This window comes from Paraferrimonas sp. SM1919, from assembly GCF_010993985.1.
Taxonomy (GTDB): domain Bacteria; phylum Pseudomonadota; class Gammaproteobacteria; order Enterobacterales; family Shewanellaceae; genus SM1919.
The window spans coordinates 119,045-139,818 of record NZ_WINH01000010.1; the positions used below are offsets into that span (position 1 = coordinate 119,045).

The following is a 20,774-nucleotide window of genomic DNA, read 5'->3' on the forward strand; positions in this document are numbered from 1 at the left end:
ATAAATTCGCTAGTTTCCAGCACCATTGGTTGATACAGCAGGTGCGCTCGCACCTGCTATTGAATGGGCGCAATTTTTAATCTAAATTGCCGGATGCAATACTAGCGTTGTTACGGTAGCCGTTTATGGTGTAAACGGAGAAGAAACTGCCATCACCATTAACCAACATTATAGTAATGTTGTTTGATGCTGCCACATCACCGAATACCAGCGCGTTAGCAATAGCTACATCGGCGATGCCATCAAGATTTACATCAGTAATGGTGGCACCCCTTGCCCCGGGGGCGGCAGAGTAAGTATTGTCCACTTCCCCTAAACTGAGACATTGATTAAGTGGGTTTTTCTGGCAAAGTAATGTTAGGAGGCACTATCAAAAAGTATCACCATGCTTGGATAAGTGTTTATCTAGGCATTGAGACTAACATTAATCATATGGAAGCTGTCACTAATCATAATGACAAATGTCCTGCTTAGTATTGGGTTTTGCCACAGCGCTTACAGCTGTAGATGATAATATCACCAATGCCGAGATTAATTTGAAGAGCGTCATGATCGGTTCCTTTGCTGCATTATTGTTAAGTGGATAGCCGACAAAGAAACGTTTCTAAGAAAGTTGAGAACCAACTCTTTGTTGGTTGTTTCTTAGCCTAGACTAGCTTGAGAGGATTATTGCTATAACTATTTATGATTATATTTTGAGGGTTAAATTTGCTGGGTGGTGAACCCTAGTAGTGACAGTTTAGAACCACAATTGCAATGAAATTGTGCACTAATAATGGGGTGATATGCGTCTTCGGATTAAAGAGGCTGTGTTTCAGCTTTACGGCAAGGTAGCGATAGGCCCTTAATAATGGCGTGATTTAACGTCAAAGAAGGACGATCTTCGACGTTAAATCAAAATCAGACTAAGAATCAATATCCATAGAATCTTCGTCATAACTTGTCGAAGTCGCCCGACTTTTACCGTTTAATGAATAGAACTTTTTACCATTGTGAACCAGCTTATTGTATTTAACCCAAGCACGTTCAATGGCTGATTTTGCTTTTGCAGGCTTGTCACATACCTTTAGAAAGTTGGCCTCTTCATTATTCTCTGGTTGAAGGTTACCAGCCATCAAGTTCTGCAGTGTGTCACCATAATCGGTTAAAATATCATGCTCTTTTAGGGTGAAATCACCTGATTTGGCAAAGCCCCTAGGAAAGTTCTTATCATCAAAAAATCGTTTGCTACCTAATCTGATTTCAGTATTAAGCATGGTTACCTCAAATGTAATTTAGAGATTGAATTGATACTGGCTGCACATTAACGCTGAACCCAAATGAAAGAAATCAAATGATTTTGAGCGTATAGATAAAAAATTTTTATAGGTGGCATGGAGGGTAATTGTTTCTATTAACTTCCTGATTTTAAATATACAAAAGGGTTTTTATCGGCTTTTTTGAGTAGACTTAGTCGTTTTTAGATATCGCCTATAAGTAAGTTCACCGGCTTTACAATGGTTTACTTAGATTTACCCATGATGAGTAGTTGTAGCGCTCAAGGATTGGTATCTTTAACAGGTGTTTAGGGGAGTCAATACATCATGAAATTAACAGTATTGTTGTTCACCGTTATGCTGATCAGTCCAGTGGCTTTGGGCTCTGACGTCACGGCAAAACGGTTTGATAACTTATTAATATGGGATAAAGGGGTATATCAACAACACCCTCATCTTAAATTGGTATACCAAAATCTTCAGCAACAGTTCTCTGAAGCGGTTACTTATGCGGAAAATTATGATTATAGTCATAGGTCACAGTTAATTAAATTAGACTTTAAATTAGACCAAGAAGATAAAGTCAATACCAGCCAACGGCAATTAGACAAGCAAAATAAAGCGTTTCAAGAGTTGCTAACTAATACCTTACCCAAGCTCGCTTATGCGTATCATACACCTTCACCAACCTCAAATAAGTTCTATAAAAACCCTAAAATCAAACAACAGTATTTGAATATTTTAGAATATGCCTATCAACGGGGGGTAAATGAACAGGCATGGATAGTGGATCATGGTGGTACTATCAGCAAAAAATTACTTGCTCAAGGATTTAACAGACCTGCCGGTGACTTATCTAGTATGTCTTTGCATTTGGGAGGTTTAGCGCAATCAATATTTTTGATGCGCAATGAACTTCAACAAGCACGATTGCTTGATAAATACCGTAAAGTGTTAGCACACTTGGTGATCAACAATGCGGTTATGGCTGGTAGCTTTTTTGAATATGCCAATGACGTGACTGTGGCGGCATGGAAAATAAAGCAAAATAACAATCTGAAGCCCTATTATCTTAATGCTGATGGTATGCGCTTATTTGTGGATTATTTTGTTCCTTACTTTTTGCTCCTTGACGATCCTGTGCAAAAGGCAAAAATGGCTGATGTGCTTATAAATGTTGCAAAAACCAATATTGCAGTGTTACCGGGTGCCCAAGGAACCATTAAGCCTGATGGCAGTGGTTTTCATCATCAAAATGCGTACATTGGAGCTTATGCACCGTTTACATTAGAAGCCATGGCACAGTTAATATATTTAACGGCTGGTGACATTGAATATACAGAGCAGCAAAAACAAGCATTGAAATTAGCATTAACTTCATTCAGGGAGATGATGCATAACTACACCGTATCTAATAGCCTGAGTGGCCGACTTATCAATAATGATAGTGCCGCAGCAGCGATAGCGATTAATAAGGCAATGGCTTTCTTAGGCCACCCTGATGGCATAAATGATCACCAAATGCAGGCTAGTTTTAAAGAGTTTTATGATGAGACATTTGTAAGCAACGTCACTAATGCTCAGCTTCTTTATGAGGGGAAGCGCGGTGTGGATATTAGAGGCTTAGGCATTTTCAGTTTATTAGCTGAGGTAGATAAAACCGCCACGCCTAAATTGCAATCTCCGCAAGGACTCTATGTCAAACCCTATGCCAATGCTGGATTTGTCCATGGCAAGCAGTGGATGGCGACAATTAAAGGGTTCAGTCAATATTTATGGGATTACGAAGGGCCAATCAATAAGCGTCAGAATAGTTTCGGACAAAATTGGTCCTATGGCTTATTAGAACTGCAAGTGGGCGATCAAGCCATGACCAAGGTCGCCTCTGGTCTTGACATAGAACATGGCTTTGATTGGTACCATATGCCAGGCACAACGGCTTCTTACTATCCAATAGTTAAGCGTGACAAGAGAGAATTAGTCAAGTTACGCTCGCAACATAAAATTAAGCCTAAAGATCCACAGCGTAATTACAATCAACGAACATTTGTTGGTGGTGTAAGTGCGAAAGGATTGGGGATCTTCGCTATTGACTTACAAGCTGTAGCGTTTGATAAACCCACTAATTTGACTGCGAGAAAAAGTTATTTTGTTATTGATGATAAGATCATTGCCATTGGAACAGATATTAACGGGGGTACTCAAATTGATCCTACGCATACGACGTTGTTCCAAACCAAGGTGACACCAAAGGCACTATCAGCCGTTAATTGGCTTAATGGTAAAGCATTAAATAAAAAAATAAATATTGAGTTAGATGGTCAGCAAGCGCACTCATTTATTGATGCCGTGGGTAATAGTTACTTACTGAGGAAGACGAATGCCAAAGTGCACGCAAAACTGCAACAACAACAGTCATTAACTCCACGATACAAAAAGACCACAGGCGATTACTACAGTGTTTATCTTGATCATGGGATCCAGCCACAAGCTCACTATTATGAATATGTGGTCTTACCCCAATCGAAGGCAGCAACAACGCCACTAAAAACCCTTCAAGAGCTAGAACAGTGGTATCAAGTTGAGTCCACTGCCGGTGTTCATGCTGTGAGCTTTTTAAAACAACAAGCTCAAGCCTATGCTTTTTATGAAACGTCAATTACTCCCAATAATATGATAGTGCAAACCGTTAATATGCAATCATTGGTATTAACTCAGTCTCAAGAGAAGCAGTTACAATTGTTTGTTAGTGTGCCTGATTTAGGCTGGCAGCCATCAAAAGTGGCAGAAGGCATAAAATATGATAATGCACAAACAGCAACCCACGCTCTAGAAGTGACCTTGAGAGGGCGTTGGCAAAGTACTGATGCCAAAACAAAAATTCGTTATCAAGCAGATACCACCATTGTGACACTGAGTTGTAAAGATGGCAAAACAGTAACGCTAGCACTGAAAAGAGCTTGAATGTCACTATTTTAAATAAGTTGATGGGGATAAATTGTCCCCATCTCATGAGTTAATGTTGCTGCCACATTGGTTAATTTACTTAGCCTTTAGAACGGTTTAAGATCTTGTTTATTAGTCACTAACGTAAATAAGATTTCCCTTTGTTAAATACTCCAATAGTTATTTTTGACTTTGAAACCACTGGTTTATCCATCGAAAATGGTGATCGTGCGATTGAAATTGGCGCGGTAAAACTTGAGCGTGGCGTAGAAGTGTCCAATTTTTCTAAACTCATGAACCCTGGTTTTAGGGTCAGCAGTTTTATTGAGGATTACACAGGTATAAGTAATGCCATGTTAGCTCAAGCCCAATCTAATGCAGTGGTCATGAATGAGTTTGCAGAGTTTATTGAAGGTTGCGACTTAGTGGCGCACAATGCCAGCTTTGATCAGCGTTTTTTAGAAATGGAGTTGGCAAAAATAAACAGAAAATTTAATGGTGATATGTTTTGTTCGTTATTACTTTCAAGAAGGCTGATTCAAGAGGCCCCCAGCCATAAACTTGGTGAGTTAGTGAGGTATTTAGACTTACCGATGCAAGGCTGTTTTCATCGGGCCTTAGATGATGCCAGAGTCACCGGCCACCTGTGGCAGCACATGTTAGCATTAGTCAGTGGTCACCTAAACGGTCAAGTAATGGACAAGCCTCTCATTAATAAGCTATCAAAGCTTCCTAAAGCTAAGATATATCAGTACCTAACAAGTTTATAACCCACAATAAAATGTGCCCCTATTAAGTAGAGGCACAAAAGATTTATTTAATAAACGCTTTAATTTCAGACATTGAAGCAAATTTCTTAAATCCAGAAGACTCCATGTCAAAATTAACGCACTCGAGGATAACCGCGTCGGCATTTTCTTCTCCCTCGGCGTAATCAACACAGTAGTTGAAAGAGTCTTTTACAAATTCGACGCTTGGCTTTTCTTCATAGGACTGTGCCTCATCAGCATAGGCAATGTTTGCAAAACAAAGAGCCAATAAAACCAGATATTTCATTGTTATTATCCTTTTACTTGAAAGTAAAGCCAATGTATTGCTAAGTAGGCCTTAGGTAAAATCATAAATTTTTGTCAATATGATAAATGCTCTGAATGAAAACCGTTGTTAGCGAGTAAAATTTAAAATTGAACTATTGCGGAGGATCGAGTCTATTCGCTGCAGAGTTGTTGACCCTGAACCAGCCGGCAATAGAGTGCCGTTGGCGATTAGCCGCAGAAACTTCATGGGGAAATTGCTCGCTTAAAAATATCACTAAGGTGCCTAACTCAGGCAAAATATGAGTTCCAACGGTATCGTTATCATCTTGATAGATGACTAGGTGCCCACCATCCTGTTCTAACCAATCACGGTTTAAATAAGTTACCAACGTCAGCACCCGATTTTTTTGACCTTTAAAGGCATCGACATGACGTTTATAAAAATCGCCAATCTCATATTTTGCTATTTGACTTTCAAATGAATAAAGCCCCAGCATCAAAGAGCGGTTTAGATGCAATTGTAATTTTTCACACCATGCTAGCCATTGTTGTTCAATGTCATTGGCACCGTTAATCCAATAAATACTGTCTCGACGGATTGCATCATTGCTGATTTGTTGCTGGTCTCGTCCAATTCTAGCGGTGTGAAATTGTGAGTCGGTTAACTCCTGAACATAACCTTCAAGGGCGTTTGCCATGGCTGAAGGTATCGCATTTTTAACGACACAGTATCCTTCCTTATAGAGAGCATCGGCAATATAGTTAAACAGTTCGTCATCCCTTTGAAATGATGAGATAAGTTTGTTTTTCATGGTGGTTAAAAAATAATGAATGGTAAATGGAACAACAATTGATTGGGCCCAAAAAAGCGAACATTAAGTGAGACAGTAAAAATTGCCTAGCTAATAATATTTGTCGTGTCGACACAACTTACTAAGTGCGAGATTGCAATGGGAAGGGCGCGGTACTGAGGAGGCTAGCAGCGCTAGCAAGTTGAAATGACGACGACTTTAAAAGACCAAGCTGCAAATCATCAATTAACTCGCCTTAACGATTTTTTAAATATGCTGAACTAGGTTACTGCTGAAAAGTTCAAGTATGAAACCTATGTCTTTGATATTAATAGGTTTGGTCGATACGATAATGCAGTAACAATCGACCTTTATTAAAGGTGAAGTAAACACTGTGTTGAAAAGGAATTCAAATGATAACAAAAACTCTAATTGCAGCACTGACCATAATTTTGCTCGTTGGCTGTCATCAACAACAGAGTCAAGCCAAGGTGGCACAAGCTAGACCGAATATTATCTTTATTCTTACCGACGATCAGCGCTATGACGAATTAGGCGTGGTTAACCCTATTTTGAACACGCCTCACCTTGATGCAATGGCCCATGATGGTGTTCGCTTCGAAAATGCTTTTGTTACGACTTCTTTATGCTCACCCAGTCGTGCCACCATTTTAACCGGGCAATATACCCACAACCATGGCGTTGTCGATAATAATAAAGCCGGTAATATTGATAAACTTAGTTTTTTCCCAGAATATCTCCAGCAAGGAGGCTACCAAACTGCCTTCATTGGCAAGTGGCACATGGGGGGGCATGGTGATGACCCACAGCCGGGCTTTGATTATTGGCTAAGCTTTAAAGGACAGGGTAATTACACTCCTGTAGATGTGTATGGCAACCCAAGTTTGTTTAACATTAATGGTGAGCATGTCCAACAAAAAGGTTACATTACCGATGAGTTGACCGATTACTCAATTCAATGGTTAGAAAGCACCAAATCGCAACAAAAACCCTTTATGCTCTACCTTTCCCATAAAGCAGTGCACTCCATTTTTACCCCGGCAGAGCGCCACAAAGACCTGTATCAGGATGTCACTATCCCTGTTCCGGTTACTCAACCAGATAGCGCCGAAAACCGCAAAGGTAAGCCAATGTGGGTAATTAACCAGCGTAATAGTTACCACGGTGTTGATTACCCTTATCACGGTATTATGGAAGAGCTGATGACTGGTTTTAACGTCCAAGAGTTTAAACGACGTTATCATCAAGCTATTGCTGCGGTGGATGATTCCGTGGGGAAAATCCGTCAATGGCTAGTCAAAAATCAATTAAGTGATAACACTTACATTATCTTTATGGGGGATAACGGCTTTATGTTCGGTGAGCATGGCTTAATTGATAAACGCAATGCCTATGAAGAGTCGATCCGGGTTCCTATGCTTATTGTCGGCCCAACCATTAAAAAGAACTCGGTCATGGGCGAGATTGTGGCCAATTTAGATATTGCCCCAACTATTTTGGATATCGCGGGCTTAGCGAGCCCCCAACAATTTGAAGGTCAAAGTTACTTGCCAATTGCCTCGGGTGAAACCGTGCAAGATTGGCGTACTGAGCTTCTCTATGAATACTACTGGGAGTTTAATTATCCCCATACCCCAACCACCTTCGCACTGCGAGGGCAGCGTTATAAATTGATTCAATACCATGGCGTGTGGGATACCGAAGAGCTTTATGACATTCAAAATGATCCCCTCGAGCAACATAACCTGATCGATGATGAAAGCCTAACGGCCATTAAGGTTGAAATGCGCAGGAAGCTGTTTGCGCAGCTTGCGAATAACAAAGGTGAGCATACCATCCCTTATACCGAAAAATATAACTCAGGAGCGGTGTACAAAGGTAAGGGCGGCCCAGCACAAGCGGATGCACCTAGCCACTGGTATCGACAGCTCAATGGCCCTGATGCCAATCAGCACGAAATTCCAGATGGCCCAGGCAAAGCGGCAAAGGTCAAAGCCTACAAAGAGATCTAAACAGCGGCTTCAGGCGATGGCGTACGCGCTACTGGTGGCACGCAAAGCGGTTGCTAATGACCGTTTATTTATGGGGTATCGCCAAAGCGAACAAGCTAACTTACCGAGTAATGGTAGTGAGTAATTTGATGCATAAATGAAAGCGTATTGTTTTATTTTTCAACGAATCATTACTGGGTTTCATTTATGAAACGTGTTTACAGGCTAGATATTAAAGCAAACTCAATCGTGGCAAGGGTTTGAGAGGGATATGAAGGGCTTTAAAGTACCCATTGCTATTAAAATGCACCATGTTAGCTTGGTGTTGTTAAATAAGTCTAATAATAAGGAAATACCATGCGAAACCTTCATCAATTGAAGTCTTTAGCGGTTGGGGTAGCATTGGCTTTAGCTACTGCATGCGAAGCTGCGCCAACTTCTGAAATTCCCAAAGCATTCAATGAGCGAGTGCATACTCCTCAATACGAAGAGCGTATGCAATGGTTCCGTGATGCCAAATTAGGTATTTTCATCCATTGGGGGATTTATGCTGTCAATGGCATCTCAGAGAGCTGGTCTCTTTATACCGGTATGTTGCCATATGAAGAATATATGAAGCAGCTGGATGGCTTCACCGCTCACAATTACGATCCTAAATACTGGGCTCAACTTATTAAAGGCAGCGGTGCTAAATATGCGGTCGTCACCTCGAAGCACCATGATGGTGTATCTTTGTGGGACAGTAAAGCTCACCAACTCACTACCGCCAATAAAACACCGGCCAAGCGTGATGTGCTTACGCCACTGATTAATGAATTTAGAAATCATGACCTTAAAGTAGGTCTTTATTATTCATTAATGGATTGGAGTCACAAAGATTTTCCCACCCGGGAACGAAATGTTTGGGCTTATCAGCCGAAAGAGTCTCCACAAAAGTGGCAGAAATTTCTAGATTTCAATTTCCAGCAGTATCGTGAACTTGCCGAGCAGTACAACCCTGATCTGTGGTGGTTTGATGGCCAATGGTGGCTGCCTGATATGTGGCAAAGTGATAAAACCGCGAAGATGTTAAGGGAATACAATCCGAACGTAATTATCAATTCGCGCTTACCCGGGCAAGAAGATTATGAAACCCCTGAGCAGGGGGTGCCACTGGCATCATTGCCTAATGACATTCCATGGGAACTATGTACCACCATGAACGACTCATGGGGATACCAGCCAACAGATACCAACTACAAAACCCCTAAAGATATTATTGATATGTTCACTGACACCATTGGTTTAGGCGGCAACCTGCTACTTGATATCGGTCCAAAACCAGATGGCACCATCCCAGCCGAACAAGAGGCGATCCTTAAGGGGTTAGGGCGCTGGGTGAACAAGCATGAGAAGGCCATCTTTAACACCCGTAAAGGTGTGGATTATAAATACTTCCATGGTCCATCAACGATAGGTAGCGCCCACTATCAACACACCGATTCAGAAGATGAGATTTTATACCTTTTCGTTCAGCACAAGCCAAATGGGTCGATTCGTCTTAAAGGTTTAGAGAGTCAAATTGTTCGTGCTTGGGTGGTGGGAAATGGCCAGAAGGTGCCCATTCGTCGTGGTACCAGCTATAAAACACCGGGTATTGTTTATATGAATGTACCAGAAACTGCATTAGACCAAGACGTTACTGTTATCGCGATTCGGGTTGCCGGTAAAGTGAAAATGCAAAAAGAAGATTATCACGCAGGATAATTCGCTGCGATCATAGTTGGTAGCGCTTGCAGGCGAAGTATCAATATTCGCCTGTCGATACTGTTGATATTCGATGGCTATTAGTATTGCCCATCATCCAGACCAATGGTCACAGCCTATCAACAGGCAAAAGTGATGATGGCCACCGTGAGCAGCAACCACTGCATCAGTGAACAAAATTGAATGATAAAAATAACGATAAAGGCCACTCTAGCTGGGCTCTTTTAAGAAATTAGGACGTCGTATGAAGTACATATTTTCTATGCTGCTACTCGTTAGTGGGGTTGCCCACGGATATCAGGTTGAGCAGCAAGATGCGATGAGTAAGGGCATTGCAAAAATTAAACAGCTAAGTCAGCAATTGACTCAACCCATACAGCCAAGACCGCGAGTATTAATCTCAAAGCAACAATTTAAACAGCATATGCAAGATTGCCCAGCTATCAATTACTGCTATGAGAGCCAGCAACAAATGATTGAGCAGGCCATCGCTGAGTTACCCCTTGAGGCGACATTTAGTCGTGCCATGGAGGGGCGTTTACAACGTTTAAGCTACGCCTACAAAATGACCTCAGAACAGCGCTTTCTCGATAAAGCTTTAGAGTACATTGATGTTGTGGATAAAGATGCTAAATGGCCTTATCGAACCGATGATTTAGGTGTGTCTCATGCCATTATGGGGTTAGTGACCCTTTATGACTGGCACTATGATAAGCTATCTCAAGCACACAAAAATGAACTTGAGCGCATCTTCTGGCAGGCAATGGATTGGTATGAAGATGTCACTAAAGTAGAGCGTATCTGGTGGGCAAACCGTCGTGATCCTAGTTTCATTTATGCGAATAACCATACTTCCCAAGCGAATGGGTCAATGGCAATTATGTCCTTGGCGTTACTTGATAACCCTAAATTTAGTAAGCGAAGCCAACAGCTTATCCCATATGCACTGCATGCCATTAATAGTCTCTACTGGTCAGGTTTATCACCCGATGGTGCTGCTGAAGAGGGGATGGGCTATTTCAGTTATGGTATGGAGCGTACAGTCGACCTATTGGCCACACTAACAGCAACGTTGGTCGATGCTCCCTCAATGTTAAACATCGCAGCGATTGCTAAAGCAAATGACTTCCTATTTAGTGGTACAGGCCCAATTGGTGCTTGGAACTTTGCCAATGGAAGTGCTCGTTTTGTACAGTCACCATGGGTTGTCTATTTAGCGACTCAACGTAATCAACCTTGGCAACTGCAGCGTATTGTTGCTATCAAAAACCGCTACCAAACCCCAACCGATGTTCGTCATGCGCTTTGGTACACTAAAGACTCTGAGGACTTAGCGAATCAAACTGCGACACCAACTCTGCCCCTTGATAACCACTTTAGATATGTGGAATACGCAACCATTAGAAGTGACTGGGAAGATTATTTTGGCAGCTTCTTAGGCTTTAAAGGCGGGCGCGCAGTGGTTTCCCATGGGCATGCCGATGCTGGTACTTTCCAAATTCAGGATTTAGGGATTAGTTGGACTAATGATCTGCCCCATGACAATTACGCTTGGCCCTATTTCAACTATTATGTTGACCGATTTAATTACTATCGAAATGCGCCGGAGGGCCACAATACACTGGTGATCAATCCCGAGCCCCATCGGTATCAGCATGATGTCACTGCCCATCCAAAAATCACCAATATGCACAGCAATTCATTGATGAGTATGGCCCAAATAGACCTGTCGGATGCTTATCCAGCGGCTGATAAAGTGTTGCGAGGATACCAATACGACAGAGCGGCGCGTCGTTTCCTTATTCAAGATCAAGTGACTTTAAAAGAAAACGGTGAGATTTATTGGTTCTATCATACGCCAGCGGACATTAAGTTAGTGAATGATGGCAAATCTGCGCTACTCGAAATTAACAACAAGCGTTTTCGGTTAGATTTACACAGCGAAATAAAGACGGCACGTTTTACCATTGTAGATGATGCACCATTGGTAAAGGCGAAGCTGCCGGTTAAAGACACGCCTATTCCAGATAGAAAAAAGTTGTCGATTAAATTGACCGGTAAAGGCGAGTTTAAATTTGCGGTAGCGGGTTATAGCATCGGCAGCGACTCTGAGTTGTCTGATTTTTCAGCTAAAGCGTTGCCAGATATTGAAAACTGGCGATTGCCAAGGGGACAGTTGGCGCCCCTTACATTATCTATAAATGGTGACAAGGTAACGCTACCTGTAAACGATAGCCACCATCTCATAACACTGCCTGAAGGGGAGATGGTCACCATCTTATTTGCAGGTAAACGTTATCAGCTCTCACTGGCGGATAATCAGCAGCAAAAAGTGGTCAAACTTACTAATGATAAGCGCACTTTGTTTGTCGAGCTTCGTAAAAAGCTGACGGCGATTGACGATAGCGAGTTTAGCTTCAGCACCGACCTTGGTGAACAGTTTGATGTTAGCCAGCTAAGGGATGGCAAATTAACTACCTACTACTCGGCAAGTAGTTTAAATAACAATGAGCGTGTTGAGCGTTTCATAGATGCTAACTTCAAAACAGCGACCTTTGTTAAAGGCCTAGACATTCAATTTGCCAATGGTTTTCAACGAGAATTCTATTTTGATGTTGAGGTATCCTCTGATGGCAACACATTTGAAAAAGTGCTGCACGGCGTAAGCAATCTAGGCCAACATTCTCAGCGCTTTTATCTTAACCATGATAAAGCCGTGAAAACCGTTCGTATTCGAGCTAACGGTAACAGTAAGTTGTATATGTATAACAACTACGCAGAAATTAAATTACTGAAGGCCCATTAACAATATTGTGAGCGCAACTAAAGCAAGGCGAGTAATGCATGACTGGCCTTATTTACATAGTAGGGAGCAACACAGGTAGGCGTTAGGGGTTTACTCAAGTCAATGTTTGGCAAATAGGCACTTTAATAGCGTCGCTAAATTTTGTGACTATCGGTCAGGCGTTGCTGCCATTTTTAGAGATCCAACATTAATCATTTTTATACAAAGTTGTTGATTTTGTTGGTTTTTGCTTAATGGTGGTGGCTTTTTAGTCGCTTTAGTTTAGCGAGTTATCTTTATCCCAGTGAAGATAAAAACTATTGCGACAAGTTCTGCCATTGCTAGTAATCAATGAACAATGGCACAGGGTTTAATGATTTTCTTTTTACAGTTACTAAATAAGCAGTAAGTAGCTTCTGGTTCGAAGTGATTTTATGAAAAAAACAATAATAACAGCAACGGCCTTATTGGCACTATGGGGCTGTGGCTCAGACGACAACGCCCCAGACCTAAATGCAAGTGTTCTTGATAGTGATAATGATGGCGTGGTTGATACACAAGACGCTTTCCCCTTTGACTCAGCGGAAAGTAGCGACCGCGATGGCGATGGTGTCGGCGATAATGGCGATGCCTTTGCTTTAGACGCGGCGGCAGCCGTTGATAGTGACCAAGATGGTTACCCCGATAGCTGGAATGAGGGCAAAAGCGCCGACGATTCCAGCTCTGAACCCAGGCTAGAACTGGATGCTTTTATCAATGATGCAGCTGAGTGGCGTGATAGCGATGGCGACGGTGTTGGTGATAATAGTGATGCCTTTGCTTTAGACGCGGCGGCAGCCGTTGATGGTGATCAAGATGGTTATCCTGATAGCTGGAATGAGGGCAAAAGCGCCGACGATTCCAGCTCTGAACCCAGGCTAGAACTGGATGCTTTTATCGGTAATGCTAACGAATGGCGTGATAGCGATGGCGATGGCGTTGGTGATAATAGTGATGCCTTTGTTTTAGATGCGGCGGCAGCGCTTGATAGTGACCAAGATGGTTACCCCGATAGCTGGAATGAGGGCAAAAGCGCCGACGATTCCAGCTCTGAACCCAGACTAGAACTGGATGCTTTTATCAATGATGCTAACGAGTGGCGTGATGGCGACGGCGATGGCGTTGGTGATAATAGTGATGCCTTTCCTACAAACCCAACTGAAAGCCTAGATAGCGATGGTGATGGTGTCGGTGACCATAGCGACGCCTTCCCATTAGATGCGGCGGCAGCCGTTGATAGTGACCAAGATGGCTATCCCGATAGCTGGAATGAGGGCAAAAGCGCCGACGATTCCAGCTCTGAACCCAGACTAGAACTGGATGCTTTTATCAATGATGCTGCTGAGTGGCGTGATAGCGACGGCGATGGCATCGGCGATAATAGTGATGCCTTTCCTGAAAACCCCAGTGAAAGCCTAGATAGCGATGGTGATGGTGTCGGTGATAATAGCGATGCCTTTGCATTAGATGCGGCGGCAGCCGTGGATAGTGACGGCGATGGTTACCCTGATAATTGGAATGCAACAAAGTCAGCAAGTGATTCGACTTCATCTCCGCGGCTCCAGCTAGATGCGTTTCCAAATGATAACAGTGAATGGTTAGATACCGATGGCGATGGCCTTGGTAATAATAGCGATCCTGATGATGATAACGATGGGATTTTAGATGAACAAGATCCATATCCGCTGCAAGCTGAAATCAATGTTAACAGTGACTTAATCGCCTATTGGGACTTTAATCAGCAATCTGGCAACCTGAGTTTTGATGCTGTTAACGGTTTGGCGGCTCAACTCAATGGGACCACTGAGCTGGTGGCGAGCCCTAGGACTAAAGCGTTGCAATTCAATGATGCCAGCGACGGTAATCAAATCACCATCGACCATAGCTTTATGCAGCAGGTAACGGATCAGTTTTCAATATCATTTTGGCAAAAAGGCTATGGCGTCGACAAAGAAAATAATCTGTTGTACGGCGTAGATGCCGCCAATAACCGGGTAATTCAAGCCCATGTACCGTATCGAGGTACAAAGGTTTACATGGATTGGGGCAGCAACCCAGATAACCCTAGTGGATATGATCGATTATCAGTGGTGGCACCTGAAACCCTAACCCAGAACAATTGGCATCACTGGGTAATGACTAAAAACATGAGCACAGGAGAGATGAAGCTTTATTTTGATGGAAGCTTAATTGCCAGCGCCGAAGCTAAATTTTTAGACTTTAATCAATTACAAAACTTCGACTTAGGCAATAGATTCTTCGGTCAGATTGATGAAATAAAGTTTTTCAATAAGGCGATATCCCAAGAGAGTGTAAACGTACTTTATAGCAATCAAGATAGCGATGGCGATGGGGTTGCTGACTTTGATGATCCTTTCCCAGTTGATGGCTCGGAATGGCTTGATAGCGATGGTGATGGTATCGGTAACAACAGTGATAGCGATGATGATAACGATGCCTTAACCGATGATCAGGAGCTGGCTTTAGGAACGGATCAGTTAAACCCAGACAGTGATGGCGATACCCTAACGGATGCCGAGGAAGTGGCGCTAGGCACCAACCCCCTCAGCCGAGACAGCGATGGCGATGGTATCGATGATGCCTTTGATAGTGAGCCGTTAGTGCGTAAGACTATCGATAGTGACGGCGATGGTGTCGCTGATGAGCTGGATGCTTTCCCATTTGATGCAGGCGCCAGTGTGGATGCGGATGTCGATGGTCTGCCAGATGCTTGGCATAGTAATATGCAAAGTACAGAAGGACGACAACTGGATGACAGCGTTAATGTCCCTAGCAATCTCGAAGCGAGAAAAGCCGCTATAGCATTAGAGCATGCTCGCTTAGTCGAGCAGACCATTTTGCCAGAATTTACCATGAGCGCACTATTATCTCGTTTAGACTTGACCTTACCAGAGTTGAGCGAGGTAAATAGCGCTTACCAAGCGGGCAATATTACCGCGGCTGGCGAGGAGTTACTTAATTACTATCGAACCAAATTTACTGATAAAAAGGTCATATTTAATCCAGAGCCTTTAACTTTAAAAGAGCATCAAAACTTCCTGCATTACTTTTGGGGAGATGATTCCGAGATGTTCTTTATGGGAGATGAGTATGATTGGGTGAACGATCCTTCTTCTTATGCTGAGTGGATGATTCAGCATACCCGTGAGTTTGGGGATATTCAGCTGATTTACCAAGCTTATCAAGCGACTGGCAATAAGCTCTTTTTCGATGAGATCATTGCTCGTTTTGTATCATATTTTGAGCATGCTTATCCATTTAGGGAAAATCTGGCAGCAAAATATGAGTATGGCGTAAAGCATCCTTTCAGTAATGCCATTCGTGGGCATTTTGTCAGTGAAATGCTCACACAAGTGATTGCGAGTCCTCATTTTGACCAAAAGATGTTGGCGTATCTATTAAATGGGTTATTTCATTCGCTCGATTTTGTCACGCAAAATTATACCGCTAGTGGTAATCATCTGACATATGAACTGCAGTACGTGATGGAAAATGGATTCCTATTTAATGAGTTGACTCGTGCCAGTGAGCCAGATACTGGCTGGATTGAAGATACCATCAGTCAGACCAGTGAACTGCTTTTTGCAGAAGTTTATCCCGATGGTATGAACAAAGAGCTCAGCGCCCATTACCATGGTGATTATGCATTTAAGTTTAGGGATTATTATAACATTGCCAATCAAAATGGTCGTGGAGATGCCTACTCAGCCGAGTATCAGGCACTGGTGAAAAAAACCTTTGATGCTGCGATGGGCTTTTATTTACCAAACTTTAGACGAACCAGTTTTGGTGATGGTTGGCCAAGGATTAGTTCGAGTCCGAGCTACTTTACAGAGTATCAAGATTCGGACACTAAACATGAATATCTAGCAACCAAAGGCAGCAGTGGCACGCCATTTAAAAGCACAGTACTAGATTGGGGCGGCTACTATGGCTTGCGCAGTGACTGGGGCTTTAATGGTGGCGATGGTATCGGCATGATCCTAAAAAGCGGTGATGAGGCTGAATGGCATAATCAGCCCGATAACCTGACTTTTGAATTAAGAGCATTTGGCCGAACCCTGATCAGTGATGCTAGTCAGCAAGCTTACGGAAGTAGCGACCCAGATGTGATTGCCATGCGAGATAAGTATAAGCAGACACGAGTTCATAATACGGTTACCTATAATTTACAAAATAGCGGTTTTGCGCACCAACTAAACCGTTTCGCCGAGGCCATTGACGCAGGAAGCTTTAACTATGATCTTATTGAGTTACAAAATCAGAGCTATAGCCAACTTAAGCATCAGCGAACGGTGTTATTGATTAATAATCAGTACTTTGTATTAGTGGATAAGTTAAGCGGCAGCGCTGATGGCGGCACGATTTATGCCCATTTCCAATTTGCCAATGAAAACGAAATGGACAAGGCACAACAGTTCAATCCCAACCACAGTGTATTGGACAGCCAAAATCTTGAGATGTACACCACTATGCCAGTTGAAGGCTCACGTCAGGGCAATTTATTGATCAAAGGGTGGCCACAAAACGGGCTTAACATGATCGATGAAATGCAAGGAATTGGGCCTTATGCAACGGGTGCAGGATTTGGTGTTATTGCCACCGGTATGAATGAGTTTGAACGTCGCGCCAGTGCGTTTAGTTTGCCAAGAACAGCGACTGATCAGTACTTTGTGACGGCGCTTATACCATTTAAAGGGGATAACAGTAATGGCAGTCTAACCCCATCGGTTACCGTAGAGTTTGATAAAAACAGTCAAACGGTTTCATTGACCGTTAATGGCGATAGCTATCAAGTGACGTTACCAAGTGGCGATGCCTTGGCGGTGGATACCGATGGTGATGGGGTGAATAACCTAGTCGATAGCAATCCATTCGATGCAGCAATACCTTAACGGCTAGGCTAAAGCTGATGTTTTGACGGCGGTGGCGCAAGCAACCGCCGTCATTTTTTTGAAGATTGCACTGCCACGGTTTATCACACTAAAAACGTTATGGGTGTGACCCTGTAACGCCGAGTTTAACAAGTTATGCAATAGGCTCAAGCCACAGTTGTGGTGACTACTGCCAAATCCAAGCTTAAGCTTAGTCGCTGACACAGTGAAATTAATTGCAATGACTAAGTTGTGATTGGCTAATCATCTTTATAAGTGGCTAAGTTTGTGGTTTTATTGGGGGATGGCGCTATTAAGGCGATATAATTGACTGCGCATTTAAGCAAACTAGGGTATGATGCGGTATTACTCTCTACCGAGACTACTATGGATATTGCCGTTATCACTGAAACAAGCTCAGAAATTCTTTGTTCTAATTGCAAAGCTTGTTGTTGTCGACTAGAAGTAATACTCATTACAGACACAGGCGTCCCCTCTGAGCACATCAAAGAGGATGAATGGGGGCCACAAACCATGCTTAGACTTGAAGATGGTTGGTGCTCAGCTTTAGATAGAGACACGCATATGTGCAGTATCTATGAAAACCGCCCGTGGATTTGCCGCGAATTCGAAATGGGCTCAGCAGAGTGCCAAGACGAACGTAAACAGTTAACGCCCCAGGATAATCAATGAAAAAGTCATTTGAACTAAACCACCCTAAATTAAAGCCCCAGCGTTGGTTAGATGCCATCAAGCATGAGCTAAAAAAATATATCAAAAGAGAGCGCAACAAAAAGCTACCAGCAGAGAGCGATTTTTGGGCATTTGATTGTAAAGTGGGCGTGAGTGAAGATACTGCCGATGTCGTTCATATTGGCGCAATCAACAAAGCGATTGATGCAATCAGTGCAAGCGAGTCAAATACCCTGTATGTTGAAATCATCGCCTATGCAGCAGTGACGGATCGCACCCCGCGCAGCAGCGATTATGACGAAGCCGAAGGCTAACCCTGCTACCCAATCAATTGGTTCAGTTGAGCCAATTGATTGTCAGTAACACCCACCAAATAGATCGCTCTAACTCTTGCTTTTGAGTTCTTAAGTCTCCCCCAATAGCACTGCCTACGGCCAACAAATCATGCCATCAGCCGATCTTGAAATATTTTTAACTTGTTGATTATTAAAATGGAAATGGTAACTATCATTTGTTAATGTGCGCGCCATAATTTTTACAAGGATGAAGTGGTATGAAGAAGTATTTACTGACTTTAATCGTAGCTGGTACAGCATTGATAGGCTGTAGTAATGAAGATGACAATAATGAAACTGCGGCATTTAGCGAAACCGAGATTGCCTCGGCAATCAAGTGCAGCAACTTAGCAGAAGGGGGCATGTGCTCACAAAACATGAATGGCGCTTGGGGAGAGTTAGATGAGACTCTCACTGACTGCTACGGTGCATATTGCTTTGAAGATGGCAGCCCAGCACCAGAGCAGCCAAATTTAACCCGTTGGCGCGGTGGCGAGGGGCACTTAATTCCTGTCTATTACTTTGATAAGGTCGACCCACGTTTTGAATATGCCATGGACGAGGTAGAGCGCTTAGTGGGCTACCCACTGTTTGATAGAAAAGGGGTCATCACCCTTGATATCAGCGACAGTTGGCAAATTGATTACTCAAGCCTGCCGACTGATTGGGGCTTTATTTGGAGCCAAGGTACATTTACGAGTAGTTGCTCATCGGGCACAGTATCTAATGCGCCAAACTCAATGGGGATAAGCAGCTACTTCGTCGGCCTCGATTATGCCATCAGCAAGCCCAATAATAGAAATGGCTTCGATGATTACCACCACTTTAGTTGGATTCAGTTAGACAGCAGCGCCACCCCAGATCCAGGTTGCACCACCATCGCCAGCGATGAAGTGGCGGTGCATGAACTTGGCCATGCACTCGGGATGAATAGTCACTTTGAAGGCTTTGGCGATGGCGCGGCATTTGATCAAAATGCCGAGCGAGTGCTTAAGACCATGTATCACCCGCAAAACCCACCAGGGCAACCGTTCGACGCGCTTTATATTGCACAGTAATGGCCTATAAATGGTAATGGGGTCGACCCCATTACCATTAATTTTTATGGTGTCTGTTAAAGGCTGGATTAATTGCGATTAAAAAGCGGTGTCAGTGAGGTTGTTGTTTTTCAATATACATCGCTTTATCGCCATTTTTTAACAGCTTTTCAAGGTTAATATCTTGATTATACTTGGCAACGGAGTGCCCTATACTGACCCCACTTGCACTTAATCGAGCATCGCCATCGGCAAATTGCCGATATTCACTCTTAATTCTTTTTGCTAGCGTGACAAGATCATCATCTTGTTCAATTTTTACTAATACCGCAAACTCATCACCACCAAGGCGCGCCACAATATCATTGGCTCGACACTGCGCTAATAAAATATTAGCAAGGCCACAAATGCATAAATCCCCAGCATCATGACCGGCGTTATCATTGACATATTTCAGTTTATTAATATCAAGGTAAAGCATGCCGATATCGACACCGGTGCGCTTAGCATCATTGAGTAACTTATTGCCAAGCTCAACAAAGCCACGGCGATTAAAGGTATTAGTGGTGGCATCGGTGACGGCTAATTGGCTAATCTCGAATAGATCGCACATTATTTTGATATCAGCCTGTACTAAACGGCCCAATTGCTCAAGTAAGCGCTGAAGGGTATCGCTGTAATCCGATTGTTCAGTGTCGATGGCACAAACCGTGCCAAACGGAGTGCCATCGGGCCAAAAAACGGGCACCCCAGAATAGGAACGAACCGCTCCTTTAACCACCGCAGGAAACTGCGAAAAGTAAGCATCAGCCTTTGGATTCGGCACATACAGCGGCGAGCCCTGCTCAATGATATGGCGACAAAAACTGGGTTGGTGCCAGCTCCAACTATCATGCTTTGCTAAAAAATTATCATCGTTTTCACTGGCAACAACCACACTGAACTCGTCTTGGCGGTATTGCACAATTGCCCCGCAGGCCGAGCCAAACACCTCAGAAATTAAATTGGCCAAATCCTGCCATTTATTAAAATCAATCTGATTCGTGACACTTTGATAAATACAGCGATTACTTTCAACCAACATAATCTCACCTTTTTTGATCATTAACATTAGTGTAACTAGCAATCGGTAAACTTGAAAGAAAACCTAAGGCAACGTTCCAGAAAATTAGCATTCAGCCATATTACAGCTGTTGGTGACC

The 20,774-nt window shown here is 43.0% G+C and carries 15 protein-coding genes; 10 read left to right on the forward strand and 5 right to left on the reverse strand.

All coding sequences use genetic code 11. The annotated features are described in order from the left end of the window. Positions 1-76: 76 nt before the first annotated feature. The gene (locus GFB48_RS08015; RefSeq protein WP_163933675.1) at positions 77-307 is read right to left on the reverse strand and encodes a hypothetical protein; all 231 of its coding nucleotides are present in this window, start codon (positions 305-307) and stop codon (positions 77-79) included. A gap of 598 nt (positions 308-905) precedes the next feature. Beyond that, positions 906-1,256, reverse strand: coding sequence for a DUF413 domain-containing protein (locus GFB48_RS08020; protein WP_163933678.1), 351 nt, complete (start codon positions 1,254-1,256; stop codon positions 906-908). 327 nt (positions 1,257-1,583) lie between these two features. Here GFB48_RS08020 and GFB48_RS08025 point away from each other — a divergent pair, with 327 nt between their 5' ends. Both GFB48_RS08025 and GFB48_RS08030 read left to right on the forward strand, forming a co-directional pair. Continuing rightward, on the forward strand, positions 1,584-4,220 hold the full coding sequence (locus tag GFB48_RS08025; protein ID WP_163933681.1) for a polysaccharide lyase family 8 super-sandwich domain-containing protein: 2,637 nt from the start codon (positions 1,584-1,586) through the stop codon (positions 4,218-4,220). 143 nt (positions 4,221-4,363) lie between these two features. Then, the gene (locus GFB48_RS08030; protein ID WP_163933684.1) at positions 4,364-4,972 is read left to right on the forward strand and encodes a PolC-type DNA polymerase III; all 609 of its coding nucleotides are present in this window, start codon (positions 4,364-4,366) and stop codon (positions 4,970-4,972) included. A gap of 43 nt (positions 4,973-5,015) precedes the next feature. Here GFB48_RS08030 and GFB48_RS08035 read toward each other — a convergent pair whose 3' ends face one another. Together GFB48_RS08035 and GFB48_RS08040 are read right to left on the reverse strand one after the other, a co-directional pair. Beyond that, positions 5,016-5,258: a hypothetical protein gene (locus tag GFB48_RS08035; RefSeq protein ID WP_163933688.1), complete on the reverse strand. Its 243-nt coding sequence runs from the start codon at positions 5,256-5,258 to the stop codon at positions 5,016-5,018. A 133-nt stretch (positions 5,259-5,391) separates the two neighbouring features. Beyond that, entirely contained in the window at positions 5,392-6,051 is a 660-nt protein-coding gene (locus GFB48_RS08040; RefSeq protein ID WP_163933690.1) for a 2OG-Fe(II) oxygenase, read from the reverse strand. Between the two features lie 392 nt (positions 6,052-6,443). Here GFB48_RS08040 and GFB48_RS08045 point away from each other — a divergent pair, with 392 nt between their 5' ends. From GFB48_RS08045 to GFB48_RS08080, 8 genes are all read left to right on the forward strand, one after another. Then, the gene (locus GFB48_RS08045; protein WP_163933693.1) at positions 6,444-8,063 is read left to right on the forward strand and encodes a sulfatase; all 1,620 of its coding nucleotides are present in this window, start codon (positions 6,444-6,446) and stop codon (positions 8,061-8,063) included. A 336-nt stretch (positions 8,064-8,399) separates the two neighbouring features. Further along, a complete protein-coding gene (locus GFB48_RS08050; protein WP_163933695.1) occupies positions 8,400-9,788 on the forward strand; it encodes an alpha-L-fucosidase in 1,389 nt (462 codons plus the stop codon). A gap of 26 nt (positions 9,789-9,814) precedes the next feature. Continuing rightward, complete coding sequence (locus GFB48_RS08055) at positions 9,815-9,961, forward strand: hypothetical protein (protein WP_163933697.1); 147 nt, start codon at positions 9,815-9,817, stop codon at positions 9,959-9,961. Between the two features lie 71 nt (positions 9,962-10,032). Beyond that, entirely contained in the window at positions 10,033-12,594 is a 2,562-nt protein-coding gene (locus GFB48_RS08060; protein WP_163933700.1) for a heparinase II/III family protein, read from the forward strand. 413 nt (positions 12,595-13,007) lie between these two features. Continuing rightward, complete coding sequence (locus GFB48_RS08065; RefSeq protein ID WP_163933703.1) at positions 13,008-17,528, forward strand: heparinase II/III family protein; 4,521 nt, start codon at positions 13,008-13,010, stop codon at positions 17,526-17,528. Positions 17,529-17,894: 366 nt separating this feature from the next. Then, positions 17,895-18,200, forward strand: a complete 306-nt coding sequence (locus tag GFB48_RS08070; protein ID WP_163933743.1) for a YkgJ family cysteine cluster protein — start codon at positions 17,895-17,897, stop codon at positions 18,198-18,200. Continuing rightward, the gene (locus GFB48_RS08075) at positions 18,197-18,514 is read left to right on the forward strand and encodes a DUF6172 family protein (RefSeq protein ID WP_163933706.1); all 318 of its coding nucleotides are present in this window, start codon (positions 18,197-18,199) and stop codon (positions 18,512-18,514) included. The genes GFB48_RS08070 and GFB48_RS08075 overlap by 4 nt, the downstream gene beginning before the upstream one ends. Before the next feature lie 239 nt (positions 18,515-18,753). Next, on the forward strand, positions 18,754-19,593 hold the full coding sequence (locus GFB48_RS08080; RefSeq protein ID WP_163933709.1) for a hypothetical protein: 840 nt from the start codon (positions 18,754-18,756) through the stop codon (positions 19,591-19,593). A gap of 91 nt (positions 19,594-19,684) precedes the next feature. On the opposite strand, the gene GFB48_RS08085 is transcribed toward GFB48_RS08080, so the two are convergent. Next, positions 19,685-20,656, reverse strand: a complete 972-nt coding sequence (locus GFB48_RS08085) for a sensor domain-containing diguanylate cyclase (RefSeq protein WP_163933711.1) — start codon at positions 20,654-20,656, stop codon at positions 19,685-19,687. Positions 20,657-20,774: the final 118 nt, after the last annotated feature.